This is a genomic window from Pseudomonas sp. B6002 (assembly GCF_013385985.1).
Taxonomy (GTDB): domain Bacteria; phylum Pseudomonadota; class Gammaproteobacteria; order Pseudomonadales; family Pseudomonadaceae; genus Aquipseudomonas.
The window spans coordinates 807,384-826,371 of the sequence record NZ_JACAOY010000006.1 but is presented as its reverse complement, the minus strand read 5'-3'; the positions used below and the strand labels follow the sequence as shown (position 1 = coordinate 826,371).

The window sequence follows — 18,988 nt, the reverse complement described above, 5'->3', positions numbered from 1 at the left end:
CAGCCTTTTTTAGAAAACGAGACTGACGCATGCCGCCCACCCGCGTTCTGATTGCCCTGTTGTTCGCCATCCAGCTCGTGTCCATGGGCGCGATGGAAATGAGTGGCCCGTTCTGGCCTGTGTACCTGCGCGGGCTGACCACGTCCGATACGTTGTTCAGTGTCGCCAGCATCGCGGTGTATGTCGGGCCGATGCTGGGCATCCTGCTGACCAGCGCATTCTGGGGCCGCATCGGCGACCGTTACGGTCACAAGCTGATGATGATTCGCGCCCTGGCCGGGTTGACCCTGACCCAGCTGGGCCTGGCGTTTTTCAGCGATATCTGGGCGGTGCTGATCCTGCGTTTTTTGCAAGGCGCCTGCGCCGGATACATCGCGCCGGCCCAGGCGTATGGGGTCAGTATCGAGGTGCCTTCGCGGCGCGCACGGCTGTTTGCGCTGCTGCAGATTTCCACCAATGTCGGCTCTCTTTTAGGGGCGGTGCTGGGTGGCTTGATCCTCGATCACGCAACGTTTTTCTGGATCAACCTCAGTGCCTCGGCACTCTGTGCGATGTGCACGGTGATTGCAGCCTTGACCTTGCCAGATGTGCCGCCAGCGAAGAAAACCGTTGCTGCTTCCACAGGCGTCGCATGGCGTGGTTCTGCCCTGCTCCCACTGTTGGCGGTGATGGGCCTGCTGCTAATGGCGCGGATGCTGCCGCAAACGTCGTTTTCGCTGTATGTGAGTGCGGTATTCAACGTCAGTAACGCCGTGGTCGGCCTCTGCTATGGCTTGATGGCGCTGGGTTTCATTGTGTCCGCGACGGCCTGGGCGCGTTACTTCGAAGGCCGCACGCAAATGGATTCACTGCGGCGTATCACTTACGTGACGCTCGGCTGCATCGCCCTCACCGCATTGGCCGGTATCACCCGTAACCCGATGGTGTTCGTGCTGTGCTACTTCGTGTGGGGCATGTTGCTGGGCGCGACCACACCAGTGCTGATGGCGCTGATTTCAAACACTGCCAACAGTTCGAACCAGGGCCATGTGCTCGGCATCGCCCAAGGCACGGCGCAGTTTGCTTCAATTGCCGGCATCGCCCTCGGTGGTTTACTCAACCATGTCTATGGCCTTGCACTTACCTACTTCTTCGTGTGCGTTGCCTACGGGCTGGCGGTGATTGCGATTCTCGCGTTGCGCTACCGGCGTGTTGTCACTTAGCATTGGGAATACTTCTCAATTGCACAGATGCGCGCCATGAGCCAAACCCTTCCCGCCGATAACAACAACCACTTGCGGGCAATCGAGGCCCTGTACAGCGGGCATCACGGTTGGCTGTACGCCACGCTGAAACGAAAACTCGGCAACGCCATGGATGCGGCGGACCTTGCCCAGGACACCTTCACCCGTATCCTGGCGTCCCAGGTCACGGTGATCGACCAGCCGCGTGCCTACCTGACCTGCGTGGCCAAGGGCATTCTGGTCAACTGGTACCAGCGCAAAGCCCTTGAGCGCGCTTATCTGGAAGCCTTGGCGACCCTGCCGGCACAAGAAGCGCCCTCCCCCGAAGCCCACTTCCTGGTGTTGGAAACCCTGCACGAAATCGACGCGATGCTCGATTCGCTGCCGCCGCTGGTCAAGCGTGCGTTCCTGTTGTCACAGCTTAACGGCCTCAAGTACCAGGCCATCGCCGAGCAACTGGATGTCTCGCTGATTACCGTCAAACGCTACATGAAGCAGGCGTTCGTGCAGTGCCTGATGCTGGTTGAATAAATGCTCAGCCTGCGCAAGGAACCACCCCTGACCCCCGAAGTGCTCGAAGAAGCCGCTGAATGGTTGATGCGCTTGAGCGAAAACGACCTCAGCGACAGCGAGCGCGCCGAGTGGGAACGCTGGAAAGTCAGCAGCCCGGAACGGGATCGCGCCTGGGCCCGTGCACAATTGCTGCAGAGCAAGCTGGGCGGCCTGCCGCCGTCCCTGGCGATGTCGGCACTGGACCGGCCCAGCAATCCGCAACGTCGTGCCGCTCTGGGCAAACTGGCCCTGTTGCTGGCGGCGATGCCGGTTGGTTGGGGCAGCTGGAAGCTGGCGCACACCCAACAGTGGACGGCGGATTACCGCACCCGCGTCGGCGAACGCCGCGAACTGACCCTGGCCGATGGCTCACGCATCACCCTCAACACCGAAACCGCCATCGACGTGCTGTTCGACAGCCAGCAGCGCCGGGTTCATCTGCGCGAAGGCGAAATACTGGTGCAGACTGCGCCGGATACCGCTGCCCTGCCCCGCCCGTTCCTGGTCAGCACTCGACAGGGGCGCATGCAAGCCCTGGGCACTCGTTTTACCGTGCGTGAAGTGAGCTCGCGCACTCACCTGGCGGTGCTGGACGGCGCGGTCAAAGTGATGCTGGCCGAGAACAGCCAGACCGCACCGCTGATCATCAACGCCGGGCAACGCACGGATTTTTCCGCACTGCACTTTGGCTCTCTCAACCCCATCGACCGCAATGCCAGCGCCTGGATTCAAGGCATGCTGATGGCCGACAACATGCGCCTGGCCGATTTCGTTGCCGAGTTGGCGCGCTACCGCCGTGGTTTCGTGCGCTGCGATCCAGCCATTGCCAACCTGCGTATTTCCGGCGCGTTTCCCATCGCCGACACCCAGCGCACCTTGAACATGCTGGTGCAGACCTACCCGGTCATCGCCACCGGCCACTTGAGCGGTTATTGGGTCACCCTGGCCCCGGCCTGAGCCGCCTGAAAAATAAAGCGCCGAAGCGCTGATACCTTTTTCGATCTCGGCTGGCAAACACTGGAACCTCCTTTCCCTTTCGTCCACGGGGCCTGTTTGATGCTTGTGATTCGCAGTGCGCTGCTCAGCCTGGCGATAACCGGGGCCGGTGCCGTCATGGCGGCCGCACCGGCGCAGCTGGACGCCGTCTCGGTCCGCAGTTACCACATCGCCCCGGGCCCGCTCGGCGCAACGCTGTCGAGCTTTGCCGTGGACGCAGGTATCGCGCTGTCATTCCTTCCCGCCCTTACGGAGGGCATGACCAGCCCGGGCTTGTCCGGTACGTATTCCACCGTTGAAGCCGTCACTCGCCTGCTCGAAGGCAGTGGCCTGGAAATGGTGTTGCGCAGCGACGGCAGCTACACCCTGGTGTCGCGCCGGGTCACTCTCAAAGACACCACCGTCAGCGGGGTTGTTCAACCTGCCGACAGCCTGCTGCCGGTGTATCCCGGCGGCCAGGTAGCGGTGGGTGGCCGCCTGGGCATGCTCGGCAATGCCGACGCGATGGATGCGCCGTTCAGTGTCAGCACCTACACCGCCACGTTGATCAAGGACCAGCAGGCCACCACCGTGGGCGATGTGTTGGAGCGCGATTCCTCGGTGCGTTCTACCGGGCAGACCGGTGGCATCGTCGACTCGTTTTTCATCCGGGGCTTTCCGGTCGGCGAAGGCAACCTCGGCGAACTGGCCTTTGACGGCCTGTACGGAGTGGCGTCCAACTACCGGGTGTTCACCGAGTACGCCGAGCGTATCGAAGTGGTCAAGGGGCCAGGCGCCCTGCTCTACGGGATGTCACCCAACAGCGCGGTGGGCGGCGTGATCAATGTGGTGCCCAAGCGCTCCCTCGATGAAGACCTCAGGCGCTACACCGCCAGCTACGCCCAGAATGCACATCTGGGCAACCGTATCGATATCAGCCGCCGGTTTGGCGAAGAGCGTCGGTTTGGCGTGCGCTTCAACGGCGGCGTGCAGCAAGGCCAGACGGTAATCGACGCCCAATCGCGCGAAGTGGGCATCGGCGCATTGTCCCTCGACTATCAGGGCGACCGCCTGCGCACCAGCCTGGACCTGATCTCCCAGGAAGAGGAATTTGATGCAGCTTCACGACCGTTCCTGATCGCTCCCGGGGTCAAGATTCCAGACGCTGCGAATGGCCGTACGAATGTCAGCCAGGACTGGGGCTGGTCCAGAACCCGCGACAAATCTGCCTTGCTCAGTGGCGAATACGACCTCAACGACAGCCTCACGCTGTTTGCCCACGCCGGCGGTGGCCGGTCGGCGGTAGCGCGAATGTCCGACCAGACGCCGAGGATCATCAATGCGGCCGGAGACACCGATTCAACCCCGGGTTATTACCGCTTCGAAGTGCAGCGCTACACGGTCGACGCCGGCGCACGCCTGCGTTTCGACACCGGGCCGATCAGCCACAGCACCACCGTGCAGGCCAGCCGTTATCGCGATGAGCTGTCGCGCGGGATCATTTCCGGCGCGTCGGTGCTGTCCAATATCTACCACCCCATCGACAGTCCCAAGCCGTCCATTGCCAAGCCAGACGCGCCAAAAGTGTCTGCCACCGAACTGTCCGGTGTGGCTGTTGCCGACACGCTGTCCATGCTGGACCAGCGTGTACAGGTCACCCTCGGCCTGCGCAAACAGAACATCCAGTCCCATAACTACAACGCCGCAGGCGCAGTCACCACCCCCTACGACGATGGCAAGACCCTGCCGCTGTTCGGCGCCGTGCTCAAGCCCTGGGAGCATGTGACGTTCTATTACAACTACCTTGAAGGCCTGAGCAAGGGCGACGTGGCGCCCTCCAATGCTGCGAACGCCGGCGAGGTGTTCGCCCCTTACGTGTCACGTCAGCACGAAGTCGGGATCAAGCTCGACTACGGCACCTTCATGTCGACCCTGGCGTTGTTCCAGATCCAGAAACCCAGCGGTGAACTGGCGGCCGGGCGGTTTTCCGTGCAGGGCGAACAGCGCAACCGTGGCCTGGAATTGAGCCTGTTCGGTGAGGTCGCCCAGGGCACGCGGCTGCTGGGCGGCGTGACCCTGCTGGATGCGCAGTTGACCAAAACAGCCATTGCCGCCAACCGCGGCAATACACCGGTGGGCGTACCAAAGGCGCAAGCCAACGTCTGGGCCGAATGGGACACCCCATGGGTCGAAGGGCTGACGCTGACCAGCGGGGCGATCTACACCGCCAGCCAGTATGTGGACCAGGCCAACACCCAGCAGCTCAAACCCTGGACCCGCTTCGATATCGGTGCGCGCTACACCACACGCATTGCCGAGCGGCCGACCACGTTCCGCGCCACGGTGCAGAACCTGTTCGACCGCGAATACTGGTCCGGCGTGGCCTCTTACGGCGCGTTTTCCCAAGGTTCACCGCGCACCCTCCTCCTGTCGGCCACGGTCGACTTCTGACACCTGCAAGGGCACACCATCATGCATTCCATTGTTCGACGCGGCCACCGCCTGGCAGCGCTGCTGTTCAGCGGGTTATTGACGTATTCGGCGTCGGCCCTTGCAACCCCCACCACGGTTACCGACCTGCTCGGGCGCCACGTTCAGGTCGAGTTGCCGGTCAAACGGGTAATTCTCGGCGAGGGGCGCCAGTTGTACCTGGTGGCGGCGTTGGACACGCAAAACCCGATTGAACGCATCGTCGGTTGGCGCAAGGACCTGATCCAGTCTGACCCGGACACCTACGGCGCCTACTTGCGCAAGTTTCCGGCGATCGCGAACATCCCGACCTTTGGCGGGTTTGAAGACGGCACCTTCGACATCGAGCAAGCCATTGCCCAACGCCCCGACGTGATCATCCTCAACATCGAGGCGCAGCACGCCACTGAAGATGCGCGCTACATCGAGAAACTCGACGCCCTGGGCATCCCGGTGGTGTACGTGGACTTTCGCAACCAGCCCATAACCAACACCGAACCGACCATGCGTCTGTTTGGTCAGTTGTTCGGCAAAGAGCAGCAGGCCGAGGCCTTCATTGCGTTTCGCAACCAGCAGATCCGTCGCGTCACCGATGTCATCGCCGCGCAACAGCCGGCGCGCCCCGACGTATTTATCGAGCGCATTGGCGGTTACACCGACGATTGCTGCCTGAGTTTCGGCAATGAAAACTTCGGCCTGTTCGTCGAGATGGCCGGTGGCAACAACATCGCCAAGGGCATCATCCCCACCACCTTCGGCCAGTTGAACCCCGAGCAGGTGATCGTCGCCAACCCGGCCCAGGTGGTGGTGACCAGCGCCAACTGGGAAGCGTTTGCCCCCGGCGGCCATTGGGTCGGCGTGGGCCCGGGCGCCGACATGGCCCAGGCCCGGCGCAAGTTGGCGTGGTACACCCAGCGCCCGGCTTATGCCGGTATCAAGGCCCAGGACACCAGAGCCTTTCACGCCATCTGGCACCAGTTCTACAACAGCCCGTATCAGTTCGTGGCGATCCAGCAATTGGCCAAGTGGTTTCACCCGGACCTGTTCGCCGACCTCGACCCGGCAGTCGCGTTCCGAGAACTGCACGAGCGCTTCCTGCCGGTGCCCTATGAGCCCGGCTACTTCGTGAGCCTCAAACCATGAGCACAACCACTTATCGCCGCCTGGTACTGCGCAAACGCCTGGTTCTCTGCGCCCTGGCCATGCTGTTGCTGTGCAGTGTGCTGCTCGACCTCGCCCTGGGGCCGGCCCGTTACAGCCTTGACGAGGTGCTCGGCGCGCTGTTTTCACCCGACAGCGCGGCACCGCAGGTGCGTGTGGTGATGTGGGACATCCGCCTGCCCGTTGCCTTGATGGCGGTCGCCGTGGGCGCGGCGCTGTCACTGGCCGGCGCGCAGATGCAGACCATCCTCAACAACCCCCTCGCCAGCCCGTTTACCCTGGGGCTTTCGGCGGCTGCCAGTTTTGGCGCAGCCATGGGCCTGGCGTTTGGCGTGGCGCTGTTTCCCTTGGCGGCGCAATACATGGTGCCGGTCAATGCGTTCATCATGGCCATGTTGTGCGCGCTGCTGATCCACTTCCTCAGTCTGCGCCGTGGCGTCACCGCCGAAACCATTGTGTTGCTGGGCATTGCGCTGGTGTTTACGTTCAACGCGCTGTTGGCCCTGGTGCAGTTTTTTGCCACCGAGCAGGCCGTGGCCGCCGTGGTGTTCTGGACCATGGGCAGCCTGACCAAAGCCACCTGGCCCAAGCTCGGCGTGATTTGCCTGGTGATCCTGGTCACGTTACCAATCTTCGCCCGACGCGCCTGGGCCCTGACAGCCCTGCGCCTGGGTGACGACAAGGCCGCCAGCTTTGGCATCAACGTGCGCAGCCTGCGCTTTCAAACGTTGATCATGGTCAGCCTGCTTGCTTCATTCCCGGTCGCGTTCGTCGGCACCATCGGCTTTATCGGGCTGGTGGGGCCGCACATTGCACGGATGCTGATTGGTGAAGACCAGCGCTTCTTCCTGCCTGCCTCACTGCTCACCGGCGCACTGATCCTGTCGGCCAGTTCGGTGGTCAGCAAGACCCTGATCCCCGGTGCGATTTTCCCCATCGGCGTGGTCACCTCGCTGATCGGCGTACCATTCTTTATTTCCCTGATCCTGAGCGGGAAGAAAAACCCATGGTAAGTATTCAACTGCAGAACCTGGGCGCCAGCTACGGCCAGCGCCCCATCATCAGCGGCGTGAGCACCGCCCGCTGGGTGGGTGGCCAGGTGGTGGCGGTGGTCGGCCCCAATGCAGCGGGCAAGTCCACGCTGTTCAAGCGCATCGCCGGGCTGATCGACGGGCCCGGCCACGTGCTGCTGGAGGGTTCGACAAAGGGCACCCGGGGCATCTGCTACATGCCCCAGGGCCTCAACGCCAGCGCGCGCCTTACCGTGTATGAGTCGGTGCTGCTGGCACGCAAGCAACGGGCGCCCGGCTGGGGGGTGCACGATAACGAGCTGGCGTTGGTGGATGAAACCCTGCAGGCCCTGGGTATCAGCGATCTGTCTTTTCGCAACCTGGGTGAACTCAGCGGCGGGCAACAGCAACTGGTGTCCATCGCCCAGACCTTGATACGCGAACCCGAGGTGCTGCTGATGGACGAACCCACCAGCGCCCTCGACATGCACCGCCAGGTCCAGGTGCTGAACTTCATGCGCGCCCTGGCCCGCAAGCGTCAGGTCATTGTGTTCATCGCCCTGCACGACCTCAACCAGGCGCTGCGTTTTGCCGACCAGGTGCTGGTGATCGCTGACGGCACCGCCCAGGGCAGCGGGCCCAGCCATGAGGTGATCAATGAAGCCATGCTGCGCGCGGTGTACAAGGTCGAGGCGCGGATCGAACGGTGCAGCCGTGGGCAGCACCATATCGTGATCGACGATATTGTTTGAACCGCGAGGGTTTGTTCAGGATGAGGCGCAACACACCTCTGGCGCGCTTGTTTGCCGGGTAGCGATTCCTTAAGCTGACCCACCCTCGCTCCGCCCGGATATCCCATGTCTCGAAGCATCGCCCACCTCGCCCTGCTCCTGGGGTTGATCACCGCCATCGGCCCCTTTGCCATCGACAGTTACCTCCCCGCCCTGCCCACCCTGGGCGCCAGCCTGCAGGCTTCGCCGGCCGCCGTGCAGATGAGCCTTACCGTGTTCTTCATGGTCATTGGCGTGTGCCAATTGTTCTACGGGCCGATCAGTGATGTGTTCGGGCGCAAGCTGCCGATTTATGCGGGGCTGGTGATTTTTGCCGTGGCCAGTGTCGGCTGCGCATTGGCTCCCAACATTGAAGTGCTGATCGGTTTCCGCGCCCTGCAGGCCTTCGGCGCGTGTGCCGGGATGGTGATTCCCCGCGCGATCGTGCGTGACCTGTACACCGGCCATGAGGCCGCGCGCCTGATGGCGTTGTTGATGCTGGTGATGAGCGTGTCACCGATCCTCGCGCCGTTGGCCGGCAGTGTGGTGATTTCGCTGTGGAGTTGGCGTGAAGTGTTTGTGGCACTGGCTGTGGTGGCGGTGCTGTGTTTGGTCATGACCGCCGTGCAGTTGCCCGAAACCCATCCGGCCGAGCGGCGCCTGGGCAAGACCCTCGGCACGGCCATCGGCAGTTACGGTGCGCTGCTGCGCGACCCGGTGTTTATCGGGCTGGCAGTGGTCAGCGGGTTTGGCCTGGCCACCTTCTTCGTGTTCATCGGCAGTGCGCCGTTCGTGTACATCGAATACTACGGCCTCACGCCCACCCAGTTCAGCCTGTGCTTCGCCCTCAACGCCGCGTCGTTCTTTGCCATGAGCCAACTCACCGCGCGCCTGAGTGCGCGCTTTGGCCTGGCGCGGGTGATCCGCAGTTCGGTGATGGCCGTGGCGGCGGTGATGGCGGTGTTGGCTGTCACCCTGGTGTGGGGCAACAGCCTGGCCGTGATGATGACACTGCTGTTTATCGGCTTCGGTTTTCTCGGCCTGCTGTTGCCGGCGGCCGGTGTGTTGTCCCTGGAAGATCACGGTGCCGTGGCCGGTTCGGCATCGGCCCTGCTGGGCGCGATCCAGATGATCACCGCGGCCGCGTCCATGACGCTGGTCGGCGTGTTTGCCGACCACACCCCGGCGCCGATGGTGGTGGGGATTGCGCTGTGTGCCCTCGCGGCGATGCTGGTTACGCTGTGGACCTTGCGCCGTCTGCCAGCGCATCTGGCGTCCAATGCCCCGCACGTACCGCCAGCCAAGTGAGAAACACCTGGGCCGGCATGGGCCGGGCGATTACGTAACCCTGGACTTCATGGCAACCGAAGCTGGCCAACAGCGTGCACACCTGCCGGTCTTCGACCCCTTCGGCCACCAGCCGCAGGTTCATGATCAAGCCCAGTTGAATAATGGCCCGCACGATTTCCTGTTGCTCGGGCTGGTGCAACTGGGTGATGAACGAGCGGTCGATCTTCAACTCGTCCACCGGTAGCCGCGACAGGTAGGCCAGCGATGAATAGCCGGTGCCAAAGTCGTCAATCGCCAGCGAGAACCCCAACTGGCGCAACTGGGTCAGCGTCACCAGCGCTTGCTCAGGGTTGCGCATGGCACTGGACTCGGTGATCTCCAGGCACAACTGCGCCGCATCGGCGCCGGTCTGTGCCAGTAAGGCCTCGACTTGGGTCGGGAAGGTGGGAGACTCCAAATCCTGCACGCTCAAATTGACGCTGATGCGCAGGTCACACGCCCGGCTCAACTGCATGCACTCGCGCAGCAGCCACAGGCTCAGGGCGCAGATCCGACCGTTGTCCTCGATGATCGGCAGGAATACCCCCGGTGTAATCAGGCCCAGGCGCGGGTGTTCCCAGCGCACCAATGCTTCTGCTGCGCCGATATGGCCATCGCTCAACCGCGCCTTGGGCTGCAGGAACACGCGCAATTCACCGGCCTCGATGGCCTGGTCGAAATCATCTAGCAACGCCATCGACTGCAAGCGCCGTTGTTCCAGTTCCGGGTCATAGAACACATGGCTCACCGCCTGGTTACGGGCGGCATCCAGCGCCACTTCGGCGTAACACAACAAGTCCTGCACACTGCGACCGTGGATCGGGTAGCGCGCCAACCCCAGGCGCGCCTTGACCATCACCGCGTGCTGGCCGCCAAGCCTGAACGGTTTGTCCAAGGTGCGTGCCAGCCGCGCCAGGCAGATGTCCTGGTCGCAGCGCAGCAGCAAGGCAAAGCCGTCCGACGGCAGCCGTGCCAGCAACTCCCCCTCCCCCAGCACCGCCGCCAGCCTTCTTGCCACGCCTTGCAGCAGCAGGTTGCCATCGCCGTAGCCGTACAGCGCGTTGATGCGCTTGACGTCGCAGATGTCGAAGATCGCCACGGTCAGCCCCGACAACGGCCGATGGCCAGCGGCGATGGCCCGATTGACGTCCATGATGAACCGCGTGCGGTTGGGCAGCCCGGTCAGCGGATCTTCAAACGCCAGCTCGGAGATGCGCAACTCGCGGCTGGCAATCACCAGCAAACCCAGCACAAAGGTGGTCAGGCCAATGCCGAGGAACAGCAGCAGGCACGCCCGGCGTTCGGCCTTGATTGCCTCAAGGCTGACGTCCGCGCCCAGCACCAACTGGCTGCCGTGTGGGCCTCTGATGGGCAGGAACAGCGAGCGAAAATCGCCGAACTGGTCGCTGTATTCCACAAACTGGCTGCGGCGCTGTGCAAACACCTGGTCAAGTTCCGGCGGCGCGCTGTCATAGCGGCTCAGGTGTTGGCCGTAGCGCCCGCTGGCGATCTCGGCGGCATTCGCCGAATCCATCACGAACAGCGTGTGGCCCTCGCGCTGGGTGAGCACATAGATCGAATCCACCCCGGCTTTTTTGGCGTAGCCGTCCAGGCGCTGCAACATCGCCTGGTAGCGGGGTTCATCGAAAGGTCCGTTACCCAGCAGTTCGCCCAGGTAGTCATCGCCGATCACCACTGGCAGCGCCTGCACAATGGCGCTCAAACGCGTGCCCAGCAGCGCGTCATCGGCCGCCGCCTTGAAGCGATAGCCGCTGACGGTAAACAACAGGGTCACCAGCAAGTGAATCAGCACAAAACTGAGGGACACCTTGCCCAACCGGGACAAGGCACGCAGCCGATGCCTGCGCACGGGTGCATCGTCGGGCAACAGCCAGCTGCGGTGTTCGAGCGCCTCTGTCATGGGTTACACCTTGAACCGCTTGACCAGGTTCTGCAGTTCGCCGCCCAGCTGCGCCAAGTCCACGCTGGAGTCGGCCATCTCCGCGCTGGCCTGTGCCGATTGGTCGGCCACTTCGCGCACGGTCATGACGCTGCGGTGGATGGTGTCGGCCACACTGGTCTGCTCTTCCGCTGCGGTGGCGATCAACAGGCTCATGTGCTGGATACCCGCCACCTGCCGGGTGATGGTCGCCAGCGCCTCACCGGTGTCGCGCACGCCGATCACCGTGGACTGGGTCTGCACCACACTGGCCTGCATGCGTCGCGAGCTTTCTTCGGCAATGCGTTGCAGCCCGGCAATCAGGCTCTCGATTTCTTCGGAGGATTGCTGGGTGCGCTTGGCCAGGCTGCGTACCTCGTCGGCGACCACGGCAAAACCACGGCCCGCCTCCCCTGCCCTTGCCGCTTCGATGGCCGCGTTCAGCGCCAGCAGGTTGGTTTGCCCGGCCACGGCCTTGATCACATCGAGCACGCCGCCGATACGTTCGCTCTCTTTATACAAGCGGGTCATCGACTCGGCCGACATGCCCACGTCCCGGGCCAGGGTTTCAATCTGCTCCACCGCTTGCTGCGACACCTGCAAGGCGCTGCTGGCCTGGGTGTCGGCTTGCTTGGCAGCCTGGGCGGCCTGCTCGGAATTGCGCGCCACTTCCAGCACGGTGGCGGTCATTTCGGTCATGGCGGTGGCGACCTGGTCGGTCTCGGTTTTCTGGCTGTGGATGCCGGCGCGGGTTTGCACGGTGATCGCGGCAAACTGGCTGGCGGATGCGGCCAGGCGATGGGAGCTGCTGCCGATCTGGGCCATCACGTCGCGCAGACGGTGGCTCATGTGGTTGATCGAACGCAGCAACTGGCCGAGTTCGTCAGCACGCTCGCTGTGCAGTTCCACGGTCAAGTCGCCATTGGCGATGCGCTCGGCCGCCTCGAGGGTCTGTTGCAGCGGCGCCACAATCTGCCGGCCGATGCGCCAGGCAAGCAACCCGCCGAACAGCAGGGCCAACAGCGTCAGCGAACCGAGGACGATCACCACCGCTTCGACACGCCGCTTGGCGCGCACGGCTTCAACGTCGTAGAGCACATTGATTTCATCTTGCAGCGTGGCCAGGGCGGCGTTCAATTTGAGCACCGTGGGGCCCACGTCGACGCCGGCTTCCACCGCGTCATGGGCTTTCATGTAGGCGCGCAGCTTGTCATCCAGGCGCCGGATCTTGGCCAGGTCTTCCTGGGGCCACTGCCCGGCGTGCACGTCGGCGACGATCCCGGCGAGCAACTTTTCCATCTGCCCGAGGCTGGCATCGTGTCGGGTCAATTGACTGGCGTCTGCAGTCAGGGCGTACACAAAGTTGGCGTCACGGGAGAACACGGTCTGGTCGAACAGGTTGCCCAACCGGTTGATGCGCTTGAGCGATTGGCCGTCGCTGCGCAAGGCGTACAACCCGGTCAGTGCCAGCAGCACCGCGAATGCCAAAAGCAAACCAAACCCCAAGCCAAGCTTGCGGCGCACAGTCAGATGTTCCAGGGCGAATCCACGCGACATATATAACAACCTCATTGCACCCGTTTGCTCGGCGCGCAGAAACGCCGACGCCTCGCAGGTGTGCGATAGCGTCTGGGGGCAGATTAAATTTAATGGAGCACTTTGCTCGATAAACAACCAGGCTGTTACTTGGCGATGAGTCAAAATGCCATCGCACAATATCATTGGCTGAACAAAGAATAAACGAAACATGAAAAATCCAAATATGGAGGACTGAAATCCATATTTAGGTATTTATTATTAGTCACTCAAACCGTACTATCGCGCCGCTCGAAACAGCACTAATCACAACTAATTCCGCTATAGCGTACTGCTTGGCGTCATACGTATTTCGCTCATGAGGGCGCCTAGGGTCGTTATGCTGGATGATGTGGCTATCTTTGTTCAAATCGTGCGCAGCGGCAGCCTGGCGCTGGCCAGCAAAAAGCTGGACATGCCCGCCAATACCCTGGGCCGGCGCCTGGCCAGCCTGGAGCAAATGATGGGCACGCCGCTGTTGTTTCGTTCCACCCGGGCCCTGCGCTGCACGGCAGCCGGCGAGCGCTTATACCAGCACAGTTGCACTAATATCGACGCACTTCATGCCGCGATAGACTCCATCAAACACATGGACGGCGAACCCCGTGGCAAAGTTCGGGTGCATGTATCCACCAGTTTCTTTGAATACTCTGACACTAACTTCTTGCAGGTCTTTCTCGACAAGTACCCGGTGATCGAACTGGAGCTCATCGTCTCCGACATAGAACCCAACTTGACCGAAGAAGGTATCGACCTGCTGCTGCGCGTGGGTAAACCTGAAAAAACCAGTTATGTAATACACAAGTTGCGCGACGTGACCCTGGGCTTATATGCCAGCACGCACTACTTGGCCAGGCAAGGCACGCCGCACACCCTGGATGACTTGATGGGCCACGAACATTTGCAGTACCTGGGCAAGACCCACGAGAACCTGCTGACGCTGATGCGTGGCGATGAAACCCACAGCGTGCCGATTCGTGGCCGGTTTTCTTCGGACTCGATGCTGGGCCTGATCAATGCGGCCCACCAGGGCCTGGGAATTGCCCTGTTGAACAACGTGGCCACCCAATTCGATCAAAAGGACCTGATACGCGTGCTGCCGGAATACTACCTGCCCACCGAGGGGTTCTATGCGGTGTACCCGAACCGCAAGTCCCTGTCGATGGCCGCCCTGGCCGTGCTCGACCACTTGATCGACAAGGCCGGTATCTGCCGGCTGCGCTAGGCGTCGCTGCCCATGCCGGCCAGGTACGCCCACGGATAGATGCCGCGCTCGTGCCCGTCGCTGAACACCAGCTGCACGCCGTAACCCTGCGGGTGAATCTGCAGCACACGCACTGCATCCGACACCCTTGGCTGGCTGCCACGCAAGCGGAACGCCCGGCATTGCGAGCACGGGCATTCACGGCGCAACCGGGCGTGATCGATCCACTGGGTGCGGTCGGCCCATTCCAGGCGCAATCGCCCGTCCGCGCCTTTGCCAATCCCGCTGGGGGCGGCGGTCATTGCAGTTGCGCCAGGGCGATCCGCACGGCCTTGCGCACTTCCGGGTCGGCGTCGTCGGCGGCATCCCGCAGGGCACTCAACGCCTGGCGGTCGCCCAACTCACCCAATGACAACGCCGCTTCCTTGCGCAGGTTGCTGATGCTGTGGCCCAACGCCTGGACGAGTGCGTCGAGCGCCGGCGCATAGCGCAACCGCCCCAGGCTGCGGGTGGCCCGCAAGCGCACTTGCCAGTATTCATCGCTCAATGCGGCAACCAGTGCCTCGCCGGCGTTGTGACTGCCGACTTTGCCCAGGGTGGTCGCTGCCTCTTCACGTACTTGCCAGGCCGGGTCCAGCAGGGCCTGGTACAGCGCTGGCAACACCTGCTCATCGCTGGCCAGGCCGAGGGCGCCGGTGGCCGCGCGGCGTACTTCGGTGTCCGGGTCGCTGCTGGCCAATCTGGCCAACGCTTCCAGCGCGGGCAGGTGCTTTAGCCAACCGAGCACGCCCACGGCTTCGCGGCGGATACCCGCATCGGCGTCCGCTAAAGCGTGTAACGCCGAGGGCGCAGCGGCCTCCAGGCGCAACTCGCGCAAGGCACGGAAGATCGCCGTGCGCACACTCACGTCAGCGTGTTCGGTCCAGGGCAACAACAGCGTGCCTGCCTCGGGCGTCTTCAAGACGCTCAAGCTTTGCGCGGCCGCCTCGCGCACCGCAGGTTCCGCATCGGTCAGCGCCTCGCACAGTGCCTGCACCACCTCATCCTCTTCCCAGGCCTCCAGCAAAGCGGCCGCTTGGGCGCGCACTTCCACGGCCGGGTCCTGGCGCAGGCTGTCCACCAGCCACGCCAAGCCGTCGGGTTCTTCCAGGTCGGCCAGGTCGATCAGGGCAATGCGCCGCATGGCAGCGTCGGGCGCCTGCAAGCGTGGGCGCAGGGCTTCTATTTCGGGGTTATAGGTCATATGGCAAATCGCGGTATGGAATGATCAATGGGCAACCCAAGCGGGTTCAACCGGGGCAACTGGCGTCCCTCTTCGTGGTGCAGCAGTTCCAGGCAGTGGCGCTTGAGGTGGGTAAATTCAGGGGTGGTCATCAGCCCGGTGTGGCGCGGGCGCGGGAAGTCCAGGGCGAAGTCTTCGATAATGCGGCCCGGGCGCGGGCTCATTACCAGGATACGGTCGGCCAGGAACAGCGCTTCATCAATGTCATGGGTGACAAACACCACGGTGGTGCGGATCTGCGTCCAGATATCCAGCAGCAAGGCCTGCATCTTCATGCGTGTCAGCGCGTCCAGCGCGCCAAACGGTTCGTCCATCAGCAACAGGCGCGGGCGATTGATCAGCACCCGAGCGATTTCCACCCGTTGCTGCATGCCGCCCGACAATTGATTCGGCCAGCGCTCGGCAAAGCCCTGCAGCCCCACCAGCGCGAGGATTTCATCCGCCGCCGCCAATCGCTCGGCCTTGCCGACCCCACGCATCTTCAGGCCGAACGCGACGTTCTCACGCACACTGCGCCACGGGAACAGCGTGTGTTGCTGAAACACCATGCCGCGCTGCTGGGACGGCCCGGACACCGCCTGCCCGTCCATGTGCAAGGTGCCCTGGCTCGGCACCAGGTGGCCCGCCAGCGCGCCAAGCAACGTGGACTTGCCGCAGCCCGACGGCCCCAGGATGCACACGAACTGGCCCGGCTCGATGCTGCAATCAAGTGCCTTGACCGCCTCAAAAGCCTGGGCTTTTTCGCCCAGCACAATCGACAACCCGCTGATTGCTATACGACCTTCCATCAGGCTTTACCTCGCAGGCGATGCCAAGGGGTGAATGCCGCGCCCAGGCGCTTGACCAGCCAACTGCTGCCCATGCCCAGTACGCCGATCAACAACATGCCGACCACGATGTCGGCATAGTTCTGCAGGGTGTACGACTCCCAGGTGTAGTAACCGATGCCGAACTGCCCCGAGATCATCTCGGCCGTCACCAGGCAGAACCACGACGTGCCCATGCCAATGGCCAGGCCAGTGATGATGCTCGGCGCAGCGCCCGGCACGATCACTTCGCGCAAAATGGCGCCGCGCCCTGCCCCCAGGCTGCGCGCTGATGCGATCAACCGTGGGTCTACCCCTTCAACGCCATGCACGGTGTTGAGCAGGATCGGAAACAGCGCGCCGGTGAAGGTGATGAACACCATCGACAGTTGCGACGACGGGAACATCAGGATCGCCAGGGGAATCCACGCCACTGCAGGAATCGGACGGATCACTTCCAGCGGTGGCAGCAAGACATCCTCGGCCCATTTCCAGCGGCCAATGGCGATCCCCAGCCCGACGCCCACCAGCACCGCCACCAGGTAACCTTCAAACACCCGGCCCAGGCTGGCCCCCAGGTGCCGGGCCAGCTTGCCCGAGTCCACCAGGGCCAGCGTCGCCTCCAGCACAGCGCCAGGCGTGGGCACATTGGCGAAGGTCACCAGCCACAGGTTCCAGTGATGGCTGGCAGCGAGTTGCCAGAACAGCAGGCACACCAGCAACGAGCTGGCACGGGGCAACCAGCGATAAGCAGCAGTCGGCATGGGCATGTTCCTGTCAGCGACCGGCGACGGCTTGGGCGCCGGCACGGGTGAAGTCAAACACCTGGCCGCCCTGGGCGTCAGCAAATTGCTGCGCCTGGCCCTTGAGCAGGAAGGCACTCAACTTGCCCTGGCGATCACTGGCAAACCAGGCTTGGCTGGCCAGCAGCTTGATGCCGCTGTCCTGGGCCTGGGCGTACACCGCACGCACGGCCTTGCCGTCTTTTTTCAAGCTGGCGAGTGCGCTGAACGCCGCTTCGGCCGAGGCGTAATCACGTACCTTGGGCTCGCCCTTGACCCAGATCTGCGCGACGTGGCTCCAGTCGGTGATGGGCTTGCCCGTGAGCGCGTCGTTGGCCTTGAGCGGCGCCTGGGCGTAGTTGGCCAGTTGCGCTTGATAATCCAGGCCCGACGCCTTGAAGGCTGCGCGGATGTACTGGTCGTCAATGAAGGTGTTGAGGTCCAGGCCACGGTCAGCCTTTTTCAGCAGCTTGAGGGTGTCGATGGCCGTGCCCACGGCCTGGCGGTATTCCGGTTTCCAGCTGAGGTCACGGGTTTGCACGCCCAGCGGCCCGTGGAACAGGTAGTTGACCTCGGCTTCGACGCCGGTGACTTTTTCGATCAGCTCGCTGTACTTTTCAGGCTCAGCAGCGAGTAATTGATTGGCTTCGATACTCGCACGCAGGTAGGCGACCACCACTTCGGGGTACTGGCGCGCATAGCTTTCATCCACCAGGGCACCGTGGAAGGTCGGGGTGTTGGATTGCGAGCCGTCGTAGATCTTGCGGGCAAAACCACGGTTGGGGAACAACTCGGCAAACGGCACAAAGTCGGCGTGGGCGTCGATCTTGTCAGCCTGTAACGCCGACCCGGCGACTTCGGGCGCCTGGGCGATGATGTTCACGTCCTTGAGCGGGTCCCAGCCCTGGGCAGCCACGGCACGCAGCAGCATGCCGTGGGCCGTGGAGGCGAAGGGTACGGAGATGGTTTTGCCCTTAAGGTCCGCCAGGGACTGCGCCGAAGACGCGGTCGGCACCACGATGCCATTGCCGCTACCCTTGATGTTGCCCGACAGCACGCTGATAAACAGGCTGTGCTTGCCCGCCGTTTCATACGCCACGCCGTTGAACGCCCCGGGGAAGTCGGCCATGGCGCCGAAATCGAGTTTGCCGGCGACCATTTCATTGGTCAGTGGCGCACCGCTGGTGAAGTTCTTCCACTGGATATCGTAGGTGGCGTCCTTGTATTGGCCGTCGTGGGGCAAGTACTTGTCCAGCAGCCCCAGTTCGCGGATCAGCAGGCCGCCGGCGGCGCAGTTGATGGTGGTGTCCTGGGTGCCGATGGCCACCCGGATGGTCTGGGCCTGCACGGACAGGCTCAGGGAGGCCAGCACCAGGCTGGCAATGGTTGCGCGCAAGAACATTGGGTATTTCCCCTCGAATCATGGTTATAGGATCGTCTCCGCCGTGATCGGGCACGGTGGGAAACGAGGGGGTGCAGCGTGGGCGTCCGGTGTAGGCGGATGGCTTTGAATCAACACACTCAGCGCAGCAGGTACGGGATCTCGACCTTGACGGCGCCGGTGGGGCAGTCCTTCTCGCAGGGCATGCAGTACCAGCATTCGTCGAACGCCATGTAGGCCTTCTGCGTGGCCGGGTTGATCGCCAGCAGGTCCATGGGGCACACGTCGACGCACACGGTGCAGCCCTTTTCGGCGATGCACTTGTCTTCGTCGATCGTCACCGGCGCGTTGGAGCGAAAGAATATTTCCTGGGGCTGATAGGCCATTTCACGGTGTCCTGGGTGCCTTTGGCACTCTCTATGCGTTATTTCAATGCTGTGCCTCTAAACCTGCCGCGCGCCCCGTCCTGTAGTGAGCGGGCTTGCCCCGCGCGGCGGCGTACCAGGCGCCCCACCTTTACCTGACACACC

The 18,988-nt window shown here is 62.9% G+C and carries 17 protein-coding genes; 9 read left to right on the top strand and 8 right to left on the bottom strand.

Annotated elements, in window-relative coordinates:
* Positions 1-29: 29 nt before the first annotated feature.
* The 8 genes from HX792_RS11055 to HX792_RS11020 all read left to right on the top strand — a co-directional run bounded on the left by HX792_RS11055 (position 30) and on the right by HX792_RS11020 (position 9,468).
* Entirely contained in the window at positions 30-1,202 is a 1,173-nt protein-coding gene (locus HX792_RS11055; protein WP_176996116.1) for an MFS transporter, read from the top strand.
* A 36-nt stretch (positions 1,203-1,238) separates the two neighbouring features.
* On the top strand, positions 1,239-1,754 hold the full coding sequence (locus HX792_RS11050) for a sigma-70 family RNA polymerase sigma factor (RefSeq protein ID WP_176996115.1): 516 nt from the start codon (positions 1,239-1,241) through the stop codon (positions 1,752-1,754).
* Positions 1,755-2,732: a FecR domain-containing protein gene (locus HX792_RS11045; RefSeq protein ID WP_176996114.1), complete on the top strand. Its 978-nt coding sequence runs from the start codon at positions 1,755-1,757 to the stop codon at positions 2,730-2,732.
* Positions 2,733-2,831: 99 nt separating this feature from the next.
* Positions 2,832-5,201 carry a TonB-dependent receptor gene (locus HX792_RS11040; protein WP_176996113.1) on the top strand — a complete coding sequence of 790 codons (2,370 nt, stop codon included), beginning with the start codon at positions 2,832-2,834 and terminating at the stop codon, positions 5,199-5,201.
* Between the two features lie 21 nt (positions 5,202-5,222).
* Complete coding sequence (locus tag HX792_RS11035) at positions 5,223-6,362, top strand: ABC transporter substrate-binding protein (protein WP_176996112.1); 1,140 nt, start codon at positions 5,223-5,225, stop codon at positions 6,360-6,362.
* Entirely contained in the window at positions 6,359-7,393 is a 1,035-nt protein-coding gene (locus tag HX792_RS11030; RefSeq protein WP_176996111.1) for an iron ABC transporter permease, read from the top strand. The genes HX792_RS11035 and HX792_RS11030 overlap by 4 nt, the downstream gene beginning before the upstream one ends.
* The gene (locus HX792_RS11025; RefSeq protein WP_176996110.1) at positions 7,387-8,142 is read left to right on the top strand and encodes an ABC transporter ATP-binding protein; all 756 of its coding nucleotides are present in this window, start codon (positions 7,387-7,389) and stop codon (positions 8,140-8,142) included. The genes HX792_RS11030 and HX792_RS11025 overlap by 7 nt, the downstream gene beginning before the upstream one ends.
* Before the next feature lie 105 nt (positions 8,143-8,247).
* Entirely contained in the window at positions 8,248-9,468 is a 1,221-nt protein-coding gene (locus HX792_RS11020; protein ID WP_176996109.1) for a multidrug effflux MFS transporter, read from the top strand.
* Here HX792_RS11020 and HX792_RS11015 read toward each other — a convergent pair.
* Positions 9,395-11,410 (bottom strand): bifunctional diguanylate cyclase/phosphodiesterase, encoded by a 2,016-nt coding sequence (locus tag HX792_RS11015; protein ID WP_176996108.1) that lies wholly within the window; start codon positions 11,408-11,410, stop codon positions 9,395-9,397. The genes HX792_RS11020 and HX792_RS11015 overlap by 74 nt on opposite strands.
* Positions 11,411-11,413: 3 nt before the next feature.
* Positions 11,414-12,622 (bottom strand): methyl-accepting chemotaxis protein, encoded by a 1,209-nt coding sequence (locus HX792_RS11010; RefSeq protein ID WP_371319344.1) that lies wholly within the window; start codon positions 12,620-12,622, stop codon positions 11,414-11,416.
* Between the two features lie 733 nt (positions 12,623-13,355).
* Here HX792_RS11010 and HX792_RS11005 point away from each other — a divergent pair.
* On the top strand, positions 13,356-14,228 hold the full coding sequence (locus HX792_RS11005; RefSeq protein WP_176996106.1) for a LysR family transcriptional regulator: 873 nt from the start codon (positions 13,356-13,358) through the stop codon (positions 14,226-14,228).
* On the opposite strand, the gene HX792_RS11000 is transcribed toward HX792_RS11005, so the two are convergent.
* The 6 genes from HX792_RS11000 to HX792_RS10975 form a co-directional block, all read right to left on the bottom strand.
* Positions 14,225-14,509 carry a gamma-butyrobetaine hydroxylase-like domain-containing protein gene (locus HX792_RS11000; protein WP_176996105.1) on the bottom strand — a complete coding sequence of 95 codons (285 nt, stop codon included), beginning with the start codon at positions 14,507-14,509 and terminating at the stop codon, positions 14,225-14,227. The genes HX792_RS11005 and HX792_RS11000 overlap by 4 nt on opposite strands.
* On the bottom strand, positions 14,506-15,450 hold the full coding sequence (locus tag HX792_RS10995; protein WP_176996104.1) for a HEAT repeat domain-containing protein: 945 nt from the start codon (positions 15,448-15,450) through the stop codon (positions 14,506-14,508). The genes HX792_RS11000 and HX792_RS10995 overlap by 4 nt, the downstream gene beginning before the upstream one ends.
* The gene (locus HX792_RS10990) at positions 15,447-16,277 is read right to left on the bottom strand and encodes an ABC transporter ATP-binding protein (protein WP_176996103.1); all 831 of its coding nucleotides are present in this window, start codon (positions 16,275-16,277) and stop codon (positions 15,447-15,449) included. Before HX792_RS10990 ends, HX792_RS10995 begins: the two co-directional genes overlap by 4 nt.
* Complete coding sequence (locus HX792_RS10985) at positions 16,277-17,059, bottom strand: ABC transporter permease (protein WP_176996102.1); 783 nt, start codon at positions 17,057-17,059, stop codon at positions 16,277-16,279. Before HX792_RS10985 ends, HX792_RS10990 begins: the two co-directional genes overlap by 1 nt.
* Positions 17,060-17,072: 13 nt before the next feature.
* The gene (locus HX792_RS10980; protein ID WP_176996101.1) at positions 17,073-18,479 is read right to left on the bottom strand and encodes an ABC transporter substrate-binding protein; all 1,407 of its coding nucleotides are present in this window, start codon (positions 18,477-18,479) and stop codon (positions 17,073-17,075) included.
* Between the two features lie 119 nt (positions 18,480-18,598).
* Positions 18,599-18,844 (bottom strand): ferredoxin family protein, encoded by a 246-nt coding sequence (locus HX792_RS10975; RefSeq protein WP_028616162.1) that lies wholly within the window; start codon positions 18,842-18,844, stop codon positions 18,599-18,601.
* Positions 18,845-18,988: the final 144 nt, after the last annotated feature.